This is a genomic window from Bacillus sp. FSL K6-3431 (genome assembly GCF_038002605.1).
Taxonomy (GTDB): Bacteria; Bacillota; Bacilli; order Bacillales; family Bacillaceae_C; genus Lederbergia.
On sequence record NZ_JBBOCT010000001.1, the window covers coordinates 2,186,893 to 2,207,517 of the forward strand.

20 protein-coding genes are annotated in these 20,625 nt (G+C 37.3%); 6 read left to right on the top strand and 14 right to left on the bottom strand.

What is annotated here, in order from left to right:
* Positions 1–28 precede the first annotated feature (28 nt).
* The 3 genes from MHB53_RS11245 (at position 29) to MHB53_RS11255 (ending at position 3,434) form a co-directional block, all read left to right on the top strand.
* The gene (locus tag MHB53_RS11245) at positions 29–1,330 is read left to right on the top strand and encodes an alpha-glucosidase/alpha-galactosidase (protein ID WP_340918198.1); all 1,302 of its coding nucleotides are present in this window, start codon (positions 29–31) and stop codon (positions 1,328–1,330) included.
* Between the two features lie 163 nt (positions 1,331–1,493).
* Entirely contained in the window at positions 1,494–2,501 is a 1,008-nt protein-coding gene (locus MHB53_RS11250) for a Gfo/Idh/MocA family protein (protein ID WP_340918199.1), read from the top strand.
* Positions 2,502–3,434: an aldo/keto reductase gene (locus tag MHB53_RS11255; protein ID WP_340918201.1), complete on the top strand. Its 933-nt coding sequence runs from the start codon at positions 2,502–2,504 to the stop codon at positions 3,432–3,434.
* A gap of 271 nt (positions 3,435–3,705) precedes the next feature.
* Here the strand turns inward: MHB53_RS11255 and yfkAB are convergent, their stop codons facing one another.
* The 3 genes from yfkAB to MHB53_RS11270 all read right to left on the bottom strand — a co-directional run bounded on the left by yfkAB (position 3,706) and on the right by MHB53_RS11270 (position 6,782).
* Entirely contained in the window at positions 3,706–4,836 is a 1,131-nt protein-coding gene (yfkAB, locus tag MHB53_RS11260; RefSeq protein WP_340918203.1) for a radical SAM/CxCxxxxC motif protein YfkAB, read from the bottom strand.
* 795 nt (positions 4,837–5,631) lie between these two features.
* A complete protein-coding gene (locus MHB53_RS11265) occupies positions 5,632–6,027 on the bottom strand; it encodes a hypothetical protein (RefSeq protein WP_340918205.1) in 396 nt (131 codons plus the stop codon).
* Between the two features lie 170 nt (positions 6,028–6,197).
* Positions 6,198–6,782, bottom strand: a complete 585-nt coding sequence (locus MHB53_RS11270) for a TetR/AcrR family transcriptional regulator (protein WP_340918207.1) — start codon at positions 6,780–6,782, stop codon at positions 6,198–6,200.
* Positions 6,783–6,906: 124 nt separating this feature from the next.
* Here MHB53_RS11270 and MHB53_RS11275 point away from each other — a divergent pair, with 124 nt between their 5' ends.
* Positions 6,907–7,449 (top strand): hypothetical protein, encoded by a 543-nt coding sequence (locus MHB53_RS11275; RefSeq protein ID WP_340918209.1) that lies wholly within the window; start codon positions 6,907–6,909, stop codon positions 7,447–7,449.
* A gap of 71 nt (positions 7,450–7,520) precedes the next feature.
* Here the strand turns inward: MHB53_RS11275 and MHB53_RS11280 are convergent, their stop codons facing one another.
* From MHB53_RS11280 to MHB53_RS11305, 6 genes are all read right to left on the bottom strand, one after another.
* The gene (locus tag MHB53_RS11280; protein WP_445661426.1) at positions 7,521–7,700 is read right to left on the bottom strand and encodes a YjfB family protein; all 180 of its coding nucleotides are present in this window, start codon (positions 7,698–7,700) and stop codon (positions 7,521–7,523) included.
* 103 nt (positions 7,701–7,803) lie between these two features.
* Positions 7,804–8,550, bottom strand: a complete 747-nt coding sequence (locus tag MHB53_RS11285) for a hypothetical protein (protein WP_340918211.1) — start codon at positions 8,548–8,550, stop codon at positions 7,804–7,806.
* A gap of 131 nt (positions 8,551–8,681) precedes the next feature.
* On the bottom strand, positions 8,682–9,056 hold the full coding sequence (locus MHB53_RS11290; protein ID WP_340918214.1) for a nucleotide excision repair endonuclease: 375 nt from the start codon (positions 9,054–9,056) through the stop codon (positions 8,682–8,684).
* A gap of 114 nt (positions 9,057–9,170) precedes the next feature.
* Positions 9,171–9,875 (bottom strand): glycerophosphodiester phosphodiesterase, encoded by a 705-nt coding sequence (locus MHB53_RS11295; RefSeq protein WP_340918217.1) that lies wholly within the window; start codon positions 9,873–9,875, stop codon positions 9,171–9,173.
* 259 nt (positions 9,876–10,134) lie between these two features.
* Positions 10,135–10,590: a DUF2269 family protein gene (locus MHB53_RS11300; protein WP_340918219.1), complete on the bottom strand. Its 456-nt coding sequence runs from the start codon at positions 10,588–10,590 to the stop codon at positions 10,135–10,137.
* Positions 10,591–10,622: 32 nt separating this feature from the next.
* Positions 10,623–11,015 carry a globin domain-containing protein gene (locus tag MHB53_RS11305; RefSeq protein WP_340918221.1) on the bottom strand — a complete coding sequence of 131 codons (393 nt, stop codon included), beginning with the start codon at positions 11,013–11,015 and terminating at the stop codon, positions 10,623–10,625.
* A 306-nt stretch (positions 11,016–11,321) separates the two neighbouring features.
* Between MHB53_RS11305 and MHB53_RS11310 the strand changes: the two genes are divergently transcribed.
* On the top strand, positions 11,322–12,350 hold the full coding sequence (locus MHB53_RS11310) for an NADP-dependent oxidoreductase (RefSeq protein ID WP_340918224.1): 1,029 nt from the start codon (positions 11,322–11,324) through the stop codon (positions 12,348–12,350).
* A 129-nt stretch (positions 12,351–12,479) separates the two neighbouring features.
* Here MHB53_RS11310 and MHB53_RS11315 read toward each other — a convergent pair whose 3' ends face one another.
* Positions 12,480–13,853, bottom strand: a complete 1,374-nt coding sequence (locus MHB53_RS11315; RefSeq protein ID WP_340918225.1) for a vWA domain-containing protein — start codon at positions 13,851–13,853, stop codon at positions 12,480–12,482.
* A 683-nt stretch (positions 13,854–14,536) separates the two neighbouring features.
* Positions 14,537–15,775, bottom strand: a complete 1,239-nt coding sequence (locus MHB53_RS11320) for an Nramp family divalent metal transporter (protein WP_340918228.1) — start codon at positions 15,773–15,775, stop codon at positions 14,537–14,539.
* A 950-nt stretch (positions 15,776–16,725) separates the two neighbouring features.
* Here MHB53_RS11320 and MHB53_RS11325 point away from each other — a divergent pair.
* A complete protein-coding gene (locus MHB53_RS11325) occupies positions 16,726–16,968 on the top strand; it encodes a hypothetical protein (protein ID WP_340918230.1) in 243 nt (80 codons plus the stop codon).
* Positions 16,969–17,264: 296 nt separating this feature from the next.
* Here the strand turns inward: MHB53_RS11325 and MHB53_RS11330 are convergent, their stop codons facing one another.
* The 3 genes from MHB53_RS11330 to MHB53_RS11340 form a co-directional block, all read right to left on the bottom strand.
* Complete coding sequence (locus tag MHB53_RS11330) at positions 17,265–17,720, bottom strand: GNAT family N-acetyltransferase (RefSeq protein WP_340918232.1); 456 nt, start codon at positions 17,718–17,720, stop codon at positions 17,265–17,267.
* Between the two features lie 169 nt (positions 17,721–17,889).
* On the bottom strand, positions 17,890–18,642 hold the full coding sequence (locus tag MHB53_RS11335) for an alpha/beta hydrolase family protein (RefSeq protein ID WP_340918234.1): 753 nt from the start codon (positions 18,640–18,642) through the stop codon (positions 17,890–17,892).
* 545 nt (positions 18,643–19,187) lie between these two features.
* Entirely contained in the window at positions 19,188–20,552 is a 1,365-nt protein-coding gene (locus tag MHB53_RS11340) for an ABC transporter substrate-binding protein (RefSeq protein WP_340918236.1), read from the bottom strand.
* Positions 20,553–20,625 lie beyond the last annotated feature (73 nt).

Below are 20,625 nucleotides of genomic sequence, written 5' to 3' on the forward strand. Positions count from 1 at the left end.
CAATTATTTACTATGGAGGGAATATATCATGGCAAAAATAACATTTCTTGGTGCCGGAAGTACAGTATTCGCAAAAAACGTGCTCGGAGATTGTATGACAGTACCAAGCTTACAAGATTTTGAATTCGCTTTATTCGATATTGATCACGAAAGATTAGCAGATTCAGAGAATATGTTAAACAATATGAAAAATGGTATGCAATCAACTGTAAATATTAAAGCATATACAGATCGTAAAGAAGCATTAAGAGGCGCTAAATACGTTATCAATGCGATTCAGGTCGGTGGATATGATCCTTGTACGATCACTGATTTTGAGATACCGAAAAAATACGGACTTCGACAAACAATTGCTGATACGGTTGGAATAGGTGGTATTTTTAGAAACCTAAGAACGATTCCTGTTATGCTTGATTTTGCAAAAGACATGCAAGAAGTGTGCCCTGACGCATGGTTCTTAAATTATACTAACCCGATGGCAGTATTAACTGGAACGATGCTACGTTACGGCGGGATCAAAACAGTCGGCCTCTGCCATAGTGTCCAAGCTTGTGCTCCCGAATTACTTAAATCGCTCGATATGCCTACTGACAATGTCCAGTGGAAAATTGCCGGTATCAATCATATGGCATGGTTGCTTGAAATCACACGAGATGGTAAAGACTTATATCCAGAAATTAAAAAACGAGCTGCTGAAAAACAGAAGACGAAGCATCACGATATGGTGAGATTTGAATTAATGAATCGATTCGGTTATTACATAACGGAATCATCTGAGCATAACGCGGAATATCATCCATATTTCATTAAAAAGAATTACCCTGAACTAATCGAGAAATTCAATATTCCACTTGACGAATATCCACGTAGATGCGTCAACCAAATTGCTGGTTGGAAACAGATGCGCGAGGACATGGTCAATAATAAAGACTTAACGCACAGTCGCTCTCATGAATATGGCTCATATATTATTGAAGCAATGGAAACAAATATTCCTTTCAAAATTGGTGGTAATGTCCTGAACACAGGAAGATTAATTAGCAATCTACCTGAGAATGCTGTTGTAGAGGTACCATGCCTCGTTGATAGTAGCGGTGTTACACCGACATATGTTGGTGATTTACCAGAACAACTCGCTGCCCTTAATAGAACAAACATCAACACACAACTATTAACAATCGAAGCAGCTGTAACTGGCAAAAAGGAGCATATTTATCAAGCTGCAATGCTCGACCCTCACACTTCGGCAGAGCTATCTATGGATGATATTGTTTCATTATGTGATGATTTGATTGAAGCACATGGAGACTGGATTCCAAAGTTTGTTTGATAATAAAGGATTAATAAGCAAATTTACTGATATTTTCCGTCAGTGAGTTTGCTCTATTTTTCGATTACTTATTTATTTTCAAATAAAAAGAATTGTTTACTAGCCAATATGAAAAATCTATCATAATATAAATATAGTACATAAAATTAGGAGGCTACCACATATGTCCGAACAAAAAGTAAGATGGGGAATTATAAGTACTGCAAGTATTGGACAACGCTCTGTCATACCAGGAATTCAAGAATCTAAACGAAATATAGTCGCAGCAGTTGCTAGTAGATCGCTAGAAAATGCAGAACAATTTGCTAAGGAACTCAATATTCCTAAAGCGTATGGCAGCTATGAAGAATTGTTAGCGGATCCAGAAATTGATGCCGTTTACATACCACTTCCAAACCATTTACATATAGAGTGGACACTAAAGGCCGCTGCTGCAGGTAAACATATACTGTGCGAAAAGCCAATTGCACTAGATGAGGTGGAAGCACAGGAAATGGTCGACGCCTGTGAAAAAGCTGGAGTCATTTTGGCGGAAGCTTATATGTACCGTCATCAACAGCGATATGAAGATATTAAAAATCTCATTAGAGACGGAGAAATTGGTGAGATCCGCGGGATTCATGGCGTATTTTCATTTAATGGTGCAGCAAATTCAGGGAATATCCGCTACACAAAAGAATGGGGCGGTGGCTCGATTTATGATGTAGGCTGCTATCCTATTAGTGCTGCAAGACTGATACTAGATGAAGAACCTACTGCTGTAACGGCTCACGCATTGTTCTCTCCTGAACATGGCGACGTAGATATGATGGCCGCAGGAATAATGGAATTTTCTAATGGAGTAGCATTAACATTTGACTGCGCAATGTGGGCAGCATTCCGTAATGAATTGGAGATTCTTGGTACAGAAGGACGAATCGTCATGAAGGCCGCATTCCTTGGGGACCAATCATACGACATCATCAAAGGCGACGAAGTGACAACCATTCAAGTAGAAAATATCAATCCGTATGCACTGCAAGCTGATTCTTTTGCAGAAAGTATACTTGATGGTAAGGCAACTAGATTTTCGTCGGAAGATATCGTAAATAATATGAAAGCTGTAAAAGGTGCACTTCTTTCAGCTGAAACACAAGAAAGAATTATTTTAAATGAAAAGGAGGAAAATTAAATGCGCAATATTCAACTTAAAAATATAAAAAAACCAGTATCTGAACTAATTATGGGGACGGATTACTTTTCTCCAGACATTATTGATAAGGTGACAGAAGTATTAAACGATTATATTGAAATTGGCGGAAATACGATCGATACGGCTTATATTTATGCTGGTGGAAAAAGTGAAGAAGCAATTGGTATTTGGATGGAAGAAAACAAACGCCGTGACGATGTACTCATTTTAACAAAAGGCGGTCATCCAAACCAAGATGGTCCTCGTGTAAATAGACAAGCAATAAACGCAGAACTAGAAGCAAGTTTAGAAAGACTGCGAACAGATTATATAGATTTGTACGCACTACATCGCGATGACCCTAGTGTTCCTGTCGGCGAAATTCTGGAAATCTTAAATGAACACGTCGAAGCTGGACGTATTGGTGCATTCGGTGGTTCGAATTGGTCAAAAGAAAGACTTCAGGAAGCAAATGATTATGCTGTCCAACATGGTTTAATTGGCTTCACCTACAGTAGTCCCAACTTAAGCTTGGCAAAAGCGATCGAACCTTATTGGACTGATTGCATTTCAGTAGATAATGAAACACTTGCTTGGCATGAAGAAACAGGCCTACCTATTTTCTCATGGTCATCACAAGCAAGAGGATTTTTCACAGGAAGATTTACTCCTGAAGATCGATCCAACGAAGATCTTGTCCGCGTTTTCTATAACGATGAAAATTGGGAGCGCTACCGTAGAGCTGAACTATTAGCTAAAGAAAAAGGCGTGGAAACGATCCAAATTAGCTTAGCTTACGTATTAAATCAATCATTCCCAACAGCTGCTATTATTGGACCACAAAATAGTATAGAAATGGTTTCTTGTAAAGAAGCGACAGAAATTGTCTTAACTTCCGATGAAGTGAAATGGTTGGACTTGCGAACTAAATAAATTTAGAAGTTGATTCATCTTCTATAAAAAGAAGAACTGCCTGGAAATTGACTCCTCGCAGTTCTTCTTTATATATATATATTTTTCATTTTTGTGATAGTATCTGCCTTTTGTTACGGGCTATTTTCTATTGATTCTATTGGTCATGGGTGCATCTCAAAGACAAATGGAAATTTTTTTGCGATCTTTCTAAGTGAATAGGTAGGATTCACCAATAATGTCGGTAGAATCCTCACCTTATTCCACGATGTTTCAGCTTGCTGAAACGAGTTCACCGACTAATCTTCGCTTGCCTTTGCTGAAAATCTGCTTCTGGATAATATGCATTTTTCACTAAAAGGTTCGGTCCAAGACACCGAACCGCTGGACAATGACAGTTTAGCTCTTTTGCCATAGGTTGATCTAGCCAACGATCAAACATCGACGGAAGTGATTCCGTGTTAATGTTTCCAAGTGGTGGCAGATCACCAAAGTCAGCGACGATCACATCGCCAGTAAATATATTTACATTTAAACGCGATCTCCCATCTGGATCATTACGGACGGACACATTTTTACTGTTAAAAATTCTTTTCTGTAAGTCAAGATCATCCTGATTCTCATTACACGGATAAAATGGCAACGTCCCAAATAACATCCAGACATCCTTATTCCGTATATCCAAAATATGATGAATGGCCGTTCTCGTTTCTTCTAAAGATAGCACCTCGAGATTAGCAGCAAAGTCACTTGGATACATCGGATGAATTTCATGACGTGCACATTTCATCTCTTCTACAACCTGCTTATGGATATGCGCAAGATGTGGAAGAGTTCGTTTATTAAGCATCGTTTCCGCTGATACCATCACTCCTGCCTCAGATAGCGCCTGACTATTTTCAATCATCCGCTCAAATTGTTGTGCCCGGCGTTCGTGTGGTGGCTTCCGCTCCATATTCGCAAATCCACCATCAATAAAATCATCGACTGTTCCCCAATTATGTGAAATATGTAATACATCCAAATATGGTGCAATTAACAAATAACGATCTAACGGTAGCGTCAAGTTGGAATTCATCTGTGTCCGCACACCGCGTCCATGAGCATATTTTAATAATGGTAGCACATAGTGCTCCACTGATTTTTTTGAAAACATCGGCTCTCCACCAGTAATACTTAAAGCACGTAAATGGGAAATTTCATCTAGTCGCCCAATTAGCATGTCTATTGGCAATGCATCTGGGTCTTTATGTTGGAGCATATATCCTACTGCACAATGCTCACAACGCATATTACACAAATATGTTGTCGTAAATTCAATATTTGATAAGGTTAATTTGCTATGCTCATCCACATCCAAATATGCTTCCCATGGATCATACGTCGGTGTCATATTTTTAAGTGTTGCCGCATTTTTAATCATTGGTAAAACTCCTTTTCTCTTTAAAATCAAGGAATTAAATCACTCATCCCTGAAAAATACTATTCCTATTGTAGCATGGAAAGTTAATCGTATTCCGTTGCTTTTATTTTTATGTAAAAAAAGAAAAGGGCTGTCCGAAAATAAGTAAGAAAATCGTTAAAACGGCTTTATGCTGATTTTTCATCTTGCTCAGATTTTAAAAAAATGTAAGTTGATTGGAGTGGGGCGCTCGATTTACCTTAGTTCTGCTTTTTTTGCAGGGAAGGGCATTCGAATGACGTTCGATTTACCTTAGCCCTGCTTTTTTTGCAGGGAAGGGCATTCGGCAGACGTTCGATTTACCTTAGTCCTGCTTTTTTCGCAGGGAGGGGCATTCGAATGACGTTCGATTTACCTTAGTCCTCCTTTTTTTGCAGGGAGGGGCATTCGAATGACGTTCGATTTACCTTAGTTCTGCTTTTTTTGCAGGGAAGGGCATTCGAATGACGTTCGATTTACCTTAGTTCTGCTTTTTTTGCAGGGAAGGGCATTCGAATGACGTTCGATTTACCTTAGCCCTGCTTTTTTTGCACGGAAGGGCATTCGAATGACGTTCGATTTACCTTAGTTCTGTTTTTTCCCAGGGAGGGGCATTCGAATGACGTTCGATTTACCTTAGTCCTGCTTTTTTCGCAGGGAGGGGCATTTGATATGCGTTCAATGACCAGGTCGTGCCTTTTTCGCGATGAGAATAAAATGGAGAGGGCTCCTAAAAAGCCAAGTATATGACTTTTTGCCCTCCCCTTTTTCATATCATTATTTACTAGACTTTTTTTCTATAAAAAATGTTGTAATGAAAAATAAAACGAAACTAATTAATATGATCACGCCTCCGCCGATATAAAAGACCAAGGAAACACCATCTGGTAAATTAAAAGGCTTAAGGAAATTAAGCCACATCCCTATCGTTAATCCTGATGCACCAACTATTGCAGTCCATGTTTGCCATAGCGCAATTTTCTTCGACTTGATATTAAAAATCTCATAATATACCCCCCAAGCAAAAAGGGTTAGCCAGCCAAGAACAAGTATATGAGCGTGGATCGGACGAAATGCATAGGAACCCGAACCAGCCATATGCGCACCTAATACTGCCCCAATTACTGAAAATAGAGCTGAAATTCTAATAAGCAATAAACTTCTTCCATTCATAAAACTTCTCCCCTATCTATATATAATAAATCATTATCATTTACTTATATTTTTAGTATAGGGAGCTAATATGAACAGAATATGAATAGCAGATTACAGTTATGAAAACCGCTATGATCAATAACTCTACAACCGACAGCACTCGACAAAAGCCGGGTGGTGCCTGGCACTCAATCACAAATCGATTGGATATGACTGGAGAGCACTCGCTGAATCCTTTCCTTATCTATGCGTTTCGGCTCGAGCATTGCATGAAGTGCGAGTCCGTCAACCAATGCATACAATTTCTCTACTTCTATATCTATATCTATATCATTTTTCAACATTTGAAAATGTTCTAGTGAGTTAATTAACTTGTACATTCCCTCCAGAATCCCATCATGATTGGCATCAAACAATGATTTATTATGCATAAAATGCGCAGTAAAAGCGAACCATACTTCCATTTCCGCCAAGGTTTCATTATTCGTTGGAATCATTTCAAGCAATATATTCAAAATTAATTCTTTTGCAGGCAAATCTTGTTGGGCCATCTTTTCAATTCTTGCCTTGGCATTTTCTTTGACAAGGTTCATCGCAAACATAAGTAAGTCATCCTGGGTAGAAAAATAATGACGCAATGCACCCGTCGACAAACTAGCTTCCTTAGCAATATTTCGCACTGTCGCTCCTTCCATCCCTCGTTCTAGAATAACCCGCCAAGTTGCCTCAGCAATTTGTATTTTACGTTTTTCATGATCAATAATTTTTGGCATACTTCTATTTTATCAATAATAAATTTCTTCTGCAATTTTAAAAAACACAGTTGTGTTATAAAAACATTAATGATAAAATATTCCTTAATAACACATTTGTATTATTAAAGGAGTGCGAATACTGATGAGTGTAGTTGCATGGATGATTATCGCATGTGAAATAGGATTTTGGGTCGTGATCCTAGGGGGCCTATTAACTAGATATATATTCAAAAAGAAAAAACTCGGACTTTTTCTACTCGCCTTAACTCCAGTCATTGATTTAATTCTCCTTGTCATCACGAGCATGGATTTGCAGCGCGGCGCTACCGCAACCCAAGCGCATGCCATAGCAGCAGTGTATATCGGTGTCTCGATTGCATTTGGTAAAAGTATGATCCAGTGGGCTGATGAAAGATTCCTTTACTATGTGACAAAACAGGGACCAAAACCAATGAAACGATATGGCCTTGAGCACGCCAATCATGGCATCATCGGTTGGTTGAGACATGTTGCTGCTTACTTAATTGGTATTACAATATTAATTGGTCTCATTCTTTATATTGATAATACCAATCAGACAGAAGCATTAGCAGGCATGGTGAAAATTTGGTCACTTGCCTTAGGTATCGACTTTCTTATTAGTGCCAGCTACTTTATCTGGCCTAAGAAAATAAAAGCTCAGTAAAAAATACTGTCCTATTTATCAGTGTGTAACTGATATTAGGACAGTATTTTTTGATGCTACCTCAATAATATTTATATTTTAATATCAACACTTCCACCTAGATGTGGCTGTGCAGCGTGCTGTATAGCTGATAAATTTGTTGAACTTAGCAGATTCACCAGTGCGTCTCCTTGCTGCTGTACAGTTCCCTTTGCCATTTGCATAACAGAAAGCGATGCTTGCTGCTGAATCTTACCTTGGCTAAGTGCCATGGATAATGCTGCGATATCTATAATAATCCCACCCTTTTTTGTGATGCTTGTCTTAGGTTTATTTTATCACAGGTAGGATATCCCATAAAGCGGACAGTAGTATTTATTTATCACCATTCCACTTCACATCAACTAGACTCCAGTTTCCGTTCTCATAATACCACCTGGCTTCTACAGTCCCTAGTCCATCCGCATGATAAGCGCCACTAACTTGCCTAAAACTCTTCAGTCCAAATCCTTTTTTATTCTCGATCTTTACTATTTTGAAAAATGCAATGGGATCAATCATTAACTCAGTAGCCTCATTTAACATGCCGTTCTTTTGAAACAAGCCTAATGAAATATATTCCTCTTTTCGACTGCTAAGGTCCAATATCACTGGATTTTTAAGTCCTGGTATTTTAATGACTGCTTTAAAGTCATTTTCGAACGTTCCTTCAATATCCAGTGGTGTCGGTAGCGGAATTTCTTTAAGCTCCCCATTTTTCACAGTATGTAGTGCATAATTATATAGTCCCCCACTACCGCCTGTTGCACTGGAATATAGAATATCGTCTACACCATCATGATTCAGATCAACAAACTCAAGCTTTGGCTCATAACCACCCTCATAATCAATTCTGATCTTTTTACTATCTGGTAATGCTATTTCTGCCCATACTTTTTTATAAAACTTCGCATTTTCATCGAATGGGATCCCATATAATGTGATTTTATTAGGCACACCATCGCCTGTAACGTCATGATCATATTCCAAAAGAGCTACCGCTTTTTCCTGTGAAAAAACCGGTTGATTCCACGCAAAGATAAACAAAATTGGAATAAATAACGACAATATTATATTTCTCATTTTACTTTCGCCTCCTAAATAGATCTCATCTTTATTTTCCACTAACAGCGTTGAATTATGTAAATGAAAAAAAGAGCATTGATAAATTTCCAATGCCCCTAAGATACTTCTATTCATTTGGCGCGACTCGCCTATTGGTAAAACACTTTATCAATATTATATTTCGCTCGTTTCATATTGATTAAATAGGTTTCATAAATCTCACGTTCCATCGGATCTTCAATAAAGGAAACAGTTATTCTCTTAACCTCATCACGATTATTTTTGATAGGAGAAACCGAATCCTCAAAATGCTTCTTTACGCGTTGGCGAAGCTTCCGTGCTTTTCCTACGAATAATAACTCATCACGATCATTATAAAACTGAAAAATACCACCTTTATCACGAGGGATCTCATGAAAATCGATAAATCCGTAAATCGGTTTAATTGGCGCTTCATCGTTTTCAATCACTTGCTTACGCTGCGTAATCGTTAGATCTGCTGCGGGTTCTTTAATATTAATCACATCATCACGTCCTCTATATTCTCAAGGGCTAATATTATCACATTTGAAAAGGCAAATCTATAAAAGGCTTGTGGCTATACCTGTTTTGAATTGTTAAACTTTATTTTTCTGTGCTTACTTCTTTTCATACATTTCCTTGAAATACTCTAATTTATTCGTCGTACCTAGTACGGATGGATAGCGTTGCATCTTTTCAAACTGCCCTTCTGTATCAACCGGCCATACGACAATCGTAATTCCAGCCTCCTCGCAGAGTTGAACATAATAATCTGTTAGATATTCCACTCTTAAAGACAAATATGTCGCCTTTATTTCCTTCATAAATGGAATAACCGCCGGCGAGGCTCCATGTTGGATAATACCTAATTCTATTTCATCAGATAACTTTCGCATCCTCTCCACGGAAAAATGGTCAAATGAATTTACATATACTTGACTAAGCATGCCCGTTTTAATAATGACTTCAATCACAGCCTCTTCCAAACCTGGATATAGGTCTCCATGTTGTTTCAACTCGATACTAACAATCATTTTATCCTTTGCAAACAGAAGCCCTTCTTCCAATGTAGGAATGTACTCATTTTCACCTACAACAAGCTGCTTTAACTCTTCATATGTAAAGTCCTTAATCATCCCTTTGCCATTAGTCATTCTATTAATTGTTATATCGTGCATGAGGATGGGAATGCCGTCTTTGCTTAGATGAACGTCCAATTCCAAATGTGTAAACCCAAGGTCATAAGCAGCTTGATAAGCAGATAGCGTGTTTTCTGGATATTTCACAGGGTAACCCCGATGGGCCAGTGCTCTTACTTTCATTCGTATCCCCTCTTCACTTTTATTTTTATACTTGTAGACAATTTCGAATTATTTAATTTCATGTTCTATCATATCAATTCCATTCTTTTTTTTAAAGGCATAACCTATGTATAAACATATGTTTTCATTAAGCAATCATAGCAGCAAGAAATGTCGTTTGGATACTATCTCATACTCTTTTTTAAAGAAAAAAGCCAACCATAAAGGCTGACTCATGTATGTATTATTAGGTTAGTAGTTAATCTGCTATTCTTTATATTTAAAATGGTTTTAAAATCATTAATACAATGATGACTAAGAAAATAAAACTTCCGATGTTTTCATAAAAGTCTAGCTTTTTTGATAAGCGCTTATATTCTTCTGGAATTCGATCACCCTTATGGGAGTTTAATAAGGCTTTAATAGGTTTAGATATTGGGGATAGCAATATAGGACCCATTGCTAATCCAATTAAAAAGAGAGTTAAACTTACTACATACCATCCAGTCTGAAATAACCTTGGATTTATTACACCCATTAACAAACCCGATACGACTAAAAGGATTCCACCAATCATAACCATCATATGGATACGATGCTTAATAACATAAGCATTTCGTAACTCTGTCATTGTTTTTGCAGATTTTGCGATCATGCTTAAAACAAAACCAGGACCCATACCGAGAATAGCGGAAAATATATGTATAAAAACTAGTATTTTATAAAATGTGGCCAATCTTTATCCTCCGTTCAACAGCTGCAACACCACTATTTATTCTCTTCTGAATTAACCATAATTGCTGCAACTTGTGTTAATCGTTCATAAAACATTGCCCCAGCTGGGTGATCATGCAAACCAACTTCTTCAAATGCTTCATGCATACAGCGTAGCCAGCTTTGAGCACGAGTGGGTGTAACTTCAAACGGTAGATGGCGATGTCTCATTGCTGGGGGACCAAATTCTTGACTATAAAGTGGTGGACCACCAAGAAACTGAGTCAAAAACATTCGTTGTTTCCGCATGATTTCGTTTATATCCCCTTCAAAAAGAGGAATTAAATTTGGATCTTTATATACTTTTGGATAAAAAGCATGAACCAATTCGCTAATAGTAGTCGGGCCTATTTGATCATACAATGTTTGTAAACGAGGTTTTTCCACTGTTCATTCCTCCTGATTGTTTCTTTCTTATTAGTATATACTATTAACTGTATTTTTTTGTGATATCAATTACAGCGCTAGATATTAACAAAAAAATATGCAATATTTTAATTACAAACTTCAAAACAATCGTTCAAATGCTTCGTTTTTATTTTCACATAATATTTTCCTTGTCAGAAAAGAATAGTACAAGTGTAAATTTCAAATTAAAAAGCTTCAATAAACAGTTCCTTTGAACACAATTCGCGTGCGTGATACAGTACTTGTGTACAGAAGTTATCGTTTCATCATTTAGGAGGGAATTCAATGACAAAAACAAATCAACAAATCATTTTGGCTAAACGTCCGAAAGGTCTACCAGATGGGGATACTTTTTCATTTATCGCCAATGAAATACCTTCCATTAGCGATGGTGAAGTTCTCATCCACACTTTGTATGTATCTGTCGATCCTTATATGCGGGGACGAATGTCAGATGTAAAATCCTACGTTAAGCCATTTCCAATTGGAGAAGTCATTGAAGGCGGAGTGATTGGAGAAATCATTGAATCCAAATCTAATGATTTTGAAAAAGGTGATTTCGTAATCGGAAATCTCGGCTGGCAGAAATATTCGGCTGCCAATGAAAAAGCTATCAGAAAAATAGATCCTGCTCTTGCTCCTATCACTACTTATCTTGGAGTTCTTGGCATGACTGGTTTAACTGCCTATTTTGGATTACTAGATATCGGTAAACCAAAAGCAGGAGAAACAGTTGTTGTCTCCGGAGCTGCGGGAGCTGTCGGTTCCATTGTTGGACAAATTGCAAAAATTCAAGGTGCTCGTGTTATTGGTATTGCTGGCACAGATGAAAAAGTCCAACTTTTAAAAAGTAAATTAGGATTTGACGAAGTGATTAATTATAAAACAGAAACAAATATGGCCGATGCAATTGAAAAAGCATGTCCAAATGGCGTAGATGTTTATTTCGATAACGTTGGCGGCGAAATTTCAGATGCAGTTATGCAACACTTAAATAACTTTGCTCGTATCCCAGTTTGCGGTGCTATCTCAACATATAACAAAACAGAAGCTGATATCGGCCCACGTGTTCAAGGTAAACTCGTAAAAACACGCTCGCTTATAAAAGGCTTTCTTGTTGGAGATTACAGCAACCAGTCCACTGAAGGTGCTGAGCAGCTTGGAAAATGGTTAAGCGAAGGGAAACTACAATACGAAGAAACAATTATCGAAGGTTTTGAAAATATTCCTGAAGCATTTATTGGCTTGTTCAAAGGAACGAATAAAGGCAAGCTTCTTGTCAAAACAGATGACCCTGAAATAGGAAAATTGTAATCAGTATTGGAATAAAAATAGACCTAGCATTCGTTCAAATAAAGAAATAACCGTCAATCCCAAGGGGGAAGGACGGTTATTCAATTATTATCATAGATGATAGGCGATATGATTGAATGTTTTTAGCATTTATTCATTCTTTTTATCTATCGTTTCATTTATCTTTTTATTCCCCTCGTCGACGTATTCACTCCATTCCGCGTTTCCATTATCAACACTTTCTCCCCATGCCTGGTTTCCAGCGTCTACCGCATATCCCCATTTTGCATTTCCGTAATCAACAACTATGGAAAACATTTGAGAGGCAGGATGATCATAATCATCAAATCCTTTTTTCAGATAACTTTGTGCCTTTTTTAATCGTTCTTTTTCAAGATTGCTTTTTCTTTTCATACTTTCTTTTGTACTACTTGCTAACTTTTTCTTTTCTTGCTTGATTTCTAACGCCTGCGATTTTCCAGCTTCTTTCCATTCACGCCATTTTTTCTGTATCTCTTCGTATTGTACTCGCATATACTTTTTAAAATCACGTTCTGAATTTACATAAGTAAACTCTCCTTTACCAGCTGTCGCTACTTCTTTTAGTAGTTTCTGCCCTGCATCATCGACATCAAAACCGATGATGTTCACAACTGTTTCGATGTCATCAGCAACTAAAGCTTCCGCTGCTTTAACTGGGTCTCCATCACATGTTTCAATTCCATCACTTACAACATATACAACGACATCTTCCGTATTTTCCGGTATATCTTCCTTTACAGTTTCTAAAGCTAAGGCAATCGGAGTCCATCCTGCCGGTTTTACTTTATCAAGAGATTGCTGGAACTTTTGGTGATCAAAATTGGCATTGTAAAAGTTCTCCGAACTGCTACATGAAAGTTTTTTATCTGCATCAGAGCCTGAACCTTTATGACCATACACACGCATCGAAATCGTTGCATTTTCCGGCACTTGCTCGGCAAACTCCATGACAGCTGCTTTTGCGGCTTCCATTCTTGTCTTACTGCCTGATAACGCCTTCATACTCCCACTTGCATCAATTAAAATCGCATAATGCGCAGTTTTTAATGTTGGCGAATTTACTGTTTCATCAGGGCGATCCACATCGACATTAACGGTTGGATCAAAGTTCACTAGTGTTTCCATTTCTTCATGATAGTCCTCAGCAAGCAAATAAAGCATCTCATCCATATATTGCTCCTGTGTTAAATCATCTGGCAATTGTTCAAGTGCTTCGTTCACTTTTTCCTCATCGTACTGATCTCCACTATAAATGCCAGGATAACGTAATAATTGTTTTTCTATATCAGTAAATTCACGACCTGCATTTTCAATTTCATAAAACTTTACTTCCTTTGGTGTGTATTCGACTTCTGCTTCTTCATGTTCTGTTTGCTTGATATCTGCATCTACAGATTTAGACTTTGCTGGTAGCTCCTCTTTTGATGAACATGCAGTTAATAAAAATGTTAAAATGACTATTCCGTATAGCAACTTCTTCACAAATTGATCTCCTTTAACAGACAGAATAGCAACCATTATATACCAAATACATTCATCTAAAAAGGTACAAAATGACTATTTAACTTTCATCCTATATTTCTGCGTTAATACAATGCAAAATATGATTAGAATATGTTTTTTTAACTATTTATTTCTTAAACTAGGATATTGTGCTTCTATCGAAGGATCAATATTTTTTCCGTCACGATTTCATACTGCCAATCATCACCAAAATTATACATATACAAATTTATCCTTTTCAGTTAAAACAAGTCTGACAGTTTTTTATTTTTCCATCGAATGTCTCACACATAGAAAAGTTCCAAGCATGTTAATGTTTTAAACTAATCTCCATACCATCTACTTTCTACCCATCCCTCTTGTCCACCATAACGTATACAATTATAGCTTGGAGCACCTCGTGAAATGGATAAAAGGTCAAATCACAGTCAATCCGTCATCTTCTATAACCGATGGAACAACCTCACCTAAGGCAGGAATCTTTTCTCATGATGTAAGGGGAATAAGCGGGAAGTTGCTAATAGAAACTTTCATATTGACCAAAAAAATAAGATAAATGTGTAGGCGATGGTGGTACTGAATTGATCGCTGTATAATCCTAAAAGAAATAACCGCCCTCTAATATGAAAGAGTAACGGTTTTTTTGTACATGATTGAGTTCCTTAGGAAAAGAAAATATTCCTTATATTATTAAAAGCGAGATATATTAAAACGAGTAAACCCAATACTCCTATAATATTTTTCCATAAAGAGTTCCTCAATGAACCCATAATCTTTTTATCGTTCGCTACAACCAAAATGGCAATTGCAATAAATGGCACAACTATGATCGTAATTGCTTGTGCAAAAATAATCAGATTAACTGGTGCTTTTCCAAAAATAACACCAATGGACGATCCAAAAATCATAACAAGAATAATCGAAAGTTTAACTGGCATATTGGAAAGCTTATTGCCAAGACCAAGCCCGTCTGCAAGCATTGCCCCACCAATTGTTGCATTTCCTATCAATGAGGAAAATGAAGCTCCTAATAAACCGAGCATAAAAATAAAAGTAGACCACGAACCAAATAATGGAGTGAGAGCAAAACCCATTTCAGATGCATCATCAACAACTAGACCCTGTGGTCTTAAAATGGCGGAAGCAGCAATCATTATTAAAAATGATATGAATCCTAATATAAAAATACCAAGATATGATTCACGCATCCCCGATTTTGCGTCTTTGATTGTCCATCCTTTCTCCTTTACTAAATAGGATTGATAAATGGCACCCACAATCGAAAAACTAGTGGCAAATAACGCAATAACTAGCCCCATACTACCTGATGGAAGTGTTGGTACAAATCCAGATATAATTGAGCCAAAAGATGGTTTTACTAAAATTACGGTTACTAAAAAGGCCAGTAACATCGTCAAAACTAAGATCAACATAATTTTTTCAAGAATTGCATAAAATTGTTTTGTAAATAACAAAGCTATCCCTAATATAGTCATTAATATAATCCATAATGCTGAACTAGCTCCTGTGATCGATGAAACAGCAATTCCAGTACCGATCGCGTTCCCCGCCTGAAACGAAGCAGTCACAAGAAACGCGCCCACCCCAATCAAAACTCCTGCAAACTTACCCCAACGTTCTTTTACAACATCTATAAAACTATTTTCTGCTGCCAAACCAATGCGTGTACTCATTTCTGTAAATACCATCATAAATAATACAGCAAGTACTAATGCCCAAACAAGCTGTGTCCCGTAGATTGCTCCGATCTTCGATGAAAGTGTGATACTACCTGGCCCAAGCACTAATGCAGAAGTAATAAACGCTGGCCCTAAAAAACGTAAAAACCCTTTCTTTTCTTTACGAATACCACTTGTAACTGCATTCATTTTTGATTCCATCTAATCAACACCCCCTTAGATAGTTACATACTCTTATTCGCCTTCCTATCATAATATATGATAATTCAAATAGTTTACATGTCTTTTATAAGTCTTTAATTGCAGGTACAATTATCACTCCCCGTTCTAACATAGGAATGAACAGTAACATATAGTCTTAATAGTGACGTAATTACTCTGCACTAAATTCAATAGACATCATACTCTTTACTATCCTATTCATTATTTGTGTTTGCAAAGTCTCTAAACTATCTTTTCCAAAATTATTCAACAAGGGACTTATTCAGATTACCTTTCAACTTAAGCTTTGCTTCAAATTTCTCAGACTTTCGTATAGTAGCTCCCCTTTTTATAGTACTGATTCTAATCATTTATCTTACTGTACGAATAAGACTTAGATAAAAGATATTTGCTTTAACTTAGAAATTTCATTATTAGATATAACTTTATCCAGTAGGACGGACGATCTGGCCTCTTCATTCTTAATATCGAGTGCCTTTTTATCCCAAATCTAAGTACTAGAAGTTCCCATTATGGTTCATGTGCTTATTAAAAATCTTTTTTTGTTAGTTGTAAATATCCTATTGATCGGATTAACGTATTTATACCTTTATAAAGTTCGAAAATTAATCGGATTTCAATTATGTATTTAACAGGGGTTGCAAATGGGCATATGATGGGTATTTGGGAGGGGTAGCTGCGCAAAACAGCTTTATTTTTTTAGCCTTTTTAGAGCTGATCATTTTTCTTGTATTGTCCTGCTTATCCTCTCTGGAAAATATATAAAATGAGGAGATGAATGAAGATTGAACTTCTTCCTATACTTTATCCTCGCATTTAATAGTTTATTAGGATTGCTTTATTTGTATGATGATGTATAAAAATAGAAAGTTGCTAAGCCACCACTATGTAATGATTATGGCCATGTGTAGTTAAAAAAGCGATTCCACATGAAAACAAGCACCGAAGATCTTCCTGTTGTACTTGTAGGTTGCGATGAAGCTCTTGGAAATATTAGCGGGACAGTTGAGCGCATCTACACTTTAGTAGATCAGAGCTATCATGATTTAATAGAGGAAGCAAAGTCCGAAGCAATTCAGGCAGCTATTGATTCAGGAGCAAATCCAGCCAAAATTAAAATCATCAAACTAGAGGACTTTCCGCTCGCCTACTTACCTGGAAACGCAGCCTGAGTCAGTATCAATACGGTTGGACCACTTGCACTTTAAGGAAATCAAAAATCTTCAGTGCTTGCCCGTAACCCTTGTAATGGATATAATATGAGGCGGCTTTATGAAAACATAAAAAATTACGGTTGAATCAACTAGCGTATTCAATACATAGTTGACTCGACCGTCCGTTTACTTTTTATATAAATGGAATCTGTTACACTGCGGCTGATAATTCCATTTCAGAATGCTAGCCGACTACAGTTATTAATGACTTTTTCTAACCTAAGAGCCCTGCATCCGTTCGACATCAATACTGATTATATCTTTTCGAACCTCATCACATGGGTCGTTTCAGATGTAGTGTCGTCCAATTCGAAACCATTCGATCGATAAAACGCATCTGCCTTCGAAGATTCTGTTCTAACTGTCAGTTCATTAAAATAGGTACGTGAATGGTCGATGATTTCTTTAAGTAGAAGTGATCCAGCACCTTGACGGCGGGCTTCCGATAATACATAAAACCTTCGTAAGCGCGCAACTTGTGTAACATCAGAAAAAGGAGATTGGTTGACTCCACCGATTGCAATAACATTCTCATCTACATTTCGAATACAGAATAGCGCTTCACCTGGCATACTAAACGTATTCTTACCATCCTTATATTCATCCACTAAACGTGACAAAAAACGATACCCTTCTAATTCACTTTCCTCTAGTAACTTTTCAATATCGATTATTTGCAAATCATTGACCCGTTCGACTGAAAATCCCATCCATGTTCCCCCCATCAATTAATTGCTAGTGACTATACATTCTATTTCAACAGATACGCTAGAAAAGCCTGCATTAATAATCTAACAATTAAAAATAACTCAAAGAGGTGTGATTCTAGTCCACTTTCTGTTTATTAATCTTTATGCAATGATATAACTAAATTTTATTCTATTCGCCTACAAACTCAAGGATAGCTTCAATAACGGAATTTTCCCAATGAAAGGAACTAAAAGTGTGATCGCCCCCTTCAATTGGATGAAGCCTTGCTTGTTTTCCATAGCATTGTTCAATATAAAGCTTGGAAACATTAAATGAAACAGTCGGATCTTCTGTACCGTGTATGAGCAATACCTTCCCTTTATACTTAGCAGCCTGCTGCCATACATCAATAGTTTTTACATCTTCAAGGAACGCTTTTCCAACAAGATTACCTCCATAATCATACGCATTATGGCTTGCAATAAAAGGAACAGAATGGATCGATGGTTCCAGTGTTTTCCCCATAGTCCCAGCAGGAGCCATTAAAATTAATCTCTTAATCTCGTTATCCAGTTTACCTGCAAGTAGACTCGCAACAAGCCCACCCATACTGAGACCAAGTATAATAATCTTGTTTTCATCAATTTGTGGATGTGATTTTACATACTTGAAAATCGACTCTGCCTCGTTAAGTTCCCTTGTCACTGTCATATCTTCAAAATCGCCATCGCTTTCACCGCTACCAAGAAAATCAAAACGAAAACTTGCGATCCCCTTCGTTTCCAACTCCCTCGAGATTTTCAAAAATAGGCGATGTGGCTCAAGCTTCGTTCCAGTAAATCCGTGGAAAAGAATCACAGCAGGCAGTTTTTCACCAGTAGGTATATGCTCCATACCGCGGAGTTCAAGACCTTTATGAGTAATCGATACGGCTCTTTGCATAGATAACATCCTCCATAATCTTTTTATGTATTGTTAATATTTTAACATTTCATAGTAAAATACGGTAATGAATAGGGTTGCAAATACTTTTTACTTTTTATTTCTTTCAACAAAAAATACCCCTCTCTAGTAAATTTAATACTTACTAAAAAAGAGTATTAGGATATGTTGAAGTTTATACCATAACGCTTGTACGCTCAAAAAGATGATCTCCCGTTTCTTAACGGTCACTTTTCCCTACATTAGCCTATCAAAAATAATTTTTAAAAATTGAAAATGAGCGTTACTTACTCCATAAAGTGAAACTTCCATCAGTGGGGGTTTTATTCATCCCCCACTTATCCTTCTTCGATTTCTCTAAATCTTGAAGTGAGAGTTTTACTGCCCGTTAATGCTGATTTCCACTGTCAACTTTCCTTCCATACATCCGACTCATCTCCTAATTAAATCCAAGAAGATCTTTTTAACATAGTTAAACATGAAAAGTTTTCCATAACTGGATTCTTAAACGAATCGCTTTTTTCTGGATCCTTATCTTATTATTTTTATTCCTGACTTTTCAACTCTTCTACAATCACCCTATACTCTTCTCCCATTTCCCGAATATAGGTAACTGCGTCTTTGTCTGAAGCCAAAAACTCAGTCGCTTTTGTTCCTACAAATTCGATAAAAGGCTCATCGTACTTTGAGTATGGTGCCAACTCAGCTAATGTTTGAATAAATGGTGCCTTTGTATTATAGGTTTGATCCAAGCCATCTGTACCCATAGCTGTAAATTGCTCGATAGCAGCCTCATTATTAATGGTTGGTGGACTTCCAGCGCGCGACAATTCAGTCTGTCCCTTCTCCGAGGCTAGGTAAGCAATCACCGACCACGCGGCATCTTTATGTTCGCTATGTTTCGTTATATTTAACGATAATGCTCCATAAGTTGGAGCATTATCAGGATTATCTTCCCATGTCGGGACTGTGACCATATCGAAATCAAACCCATCAACACGAAGTAGCAGCTCAAACCACGGCGCGTTAAGTACCGACATTGCTATGTTTTGGGGACCATCATGAAAACCGTCTAGTTCATCTCCTGTGTTAACCAATCCAGGAATGGTTCGGTATTGGTCGAGCAAATCGAAGAACTTTTTAGTATCCGGATTATCCGCAAACAAAATCTCTCCTGTCTCTGAATCTGTGCCTTGCACACCTAATTGCATGAAAGGAACACTGGTTGGATCAATGGCTAATCCTCTGTATTGCACACCGTCACGTTCCACAGTCAATCGCTTGGCTAAATCTAGCACCTCATCCCAAGTCATGCCGTCCTCAGGATATGGTAAACCAAACTTATCAAAAATCTCCTTATTATAGAACATCGTTCTAACGCTATTTTCTATTGGTAGTCCGTACAAGTACTCCTTACCAAGAGGATCAACAGAGCGTAAGTTTTTGATAATATTTCCTTGGTAGATACCTAAATCGAAGTTTTTCTTTTCAATATACTCTTCGATTGGCTCTAGAAAATCAAGATTTTCCACAAGTTCTTTGGTTGGCCTCCCAATATGAATATCAGGCATTTCTCCCTTAGCAAACAGTTCTTGTAATTGTTCAGAACCATCACCGCCACTTATTAATTCCAAGGTTATATTCGGAAATTCGGCTTCTACTTGTTCCTTATACCGGATCCGAAATGTTTCCTCATCAATCCAGATCAACATTTTCAATGTGACCGGATCTCCATCATAAGCCCATACTTCTTTAGTTGTTGTCTCTGAATTATCCCGGGTTTGTTCTTGTTGTTTATCTATTTTTTCTTCTCCGCCTGTTTTATTATTTGATGAGCACCCTACAATTAAAGGGATGCTTAGGGTTAGCAACAATACAAACATATACCACTTTTTCGAATTAACTTTCAATACCTTCATCTCCTCAGACGGTCATACTGCATTAATAAATGCCAGACCTAGCAGAATCATTCATTTACAGAAG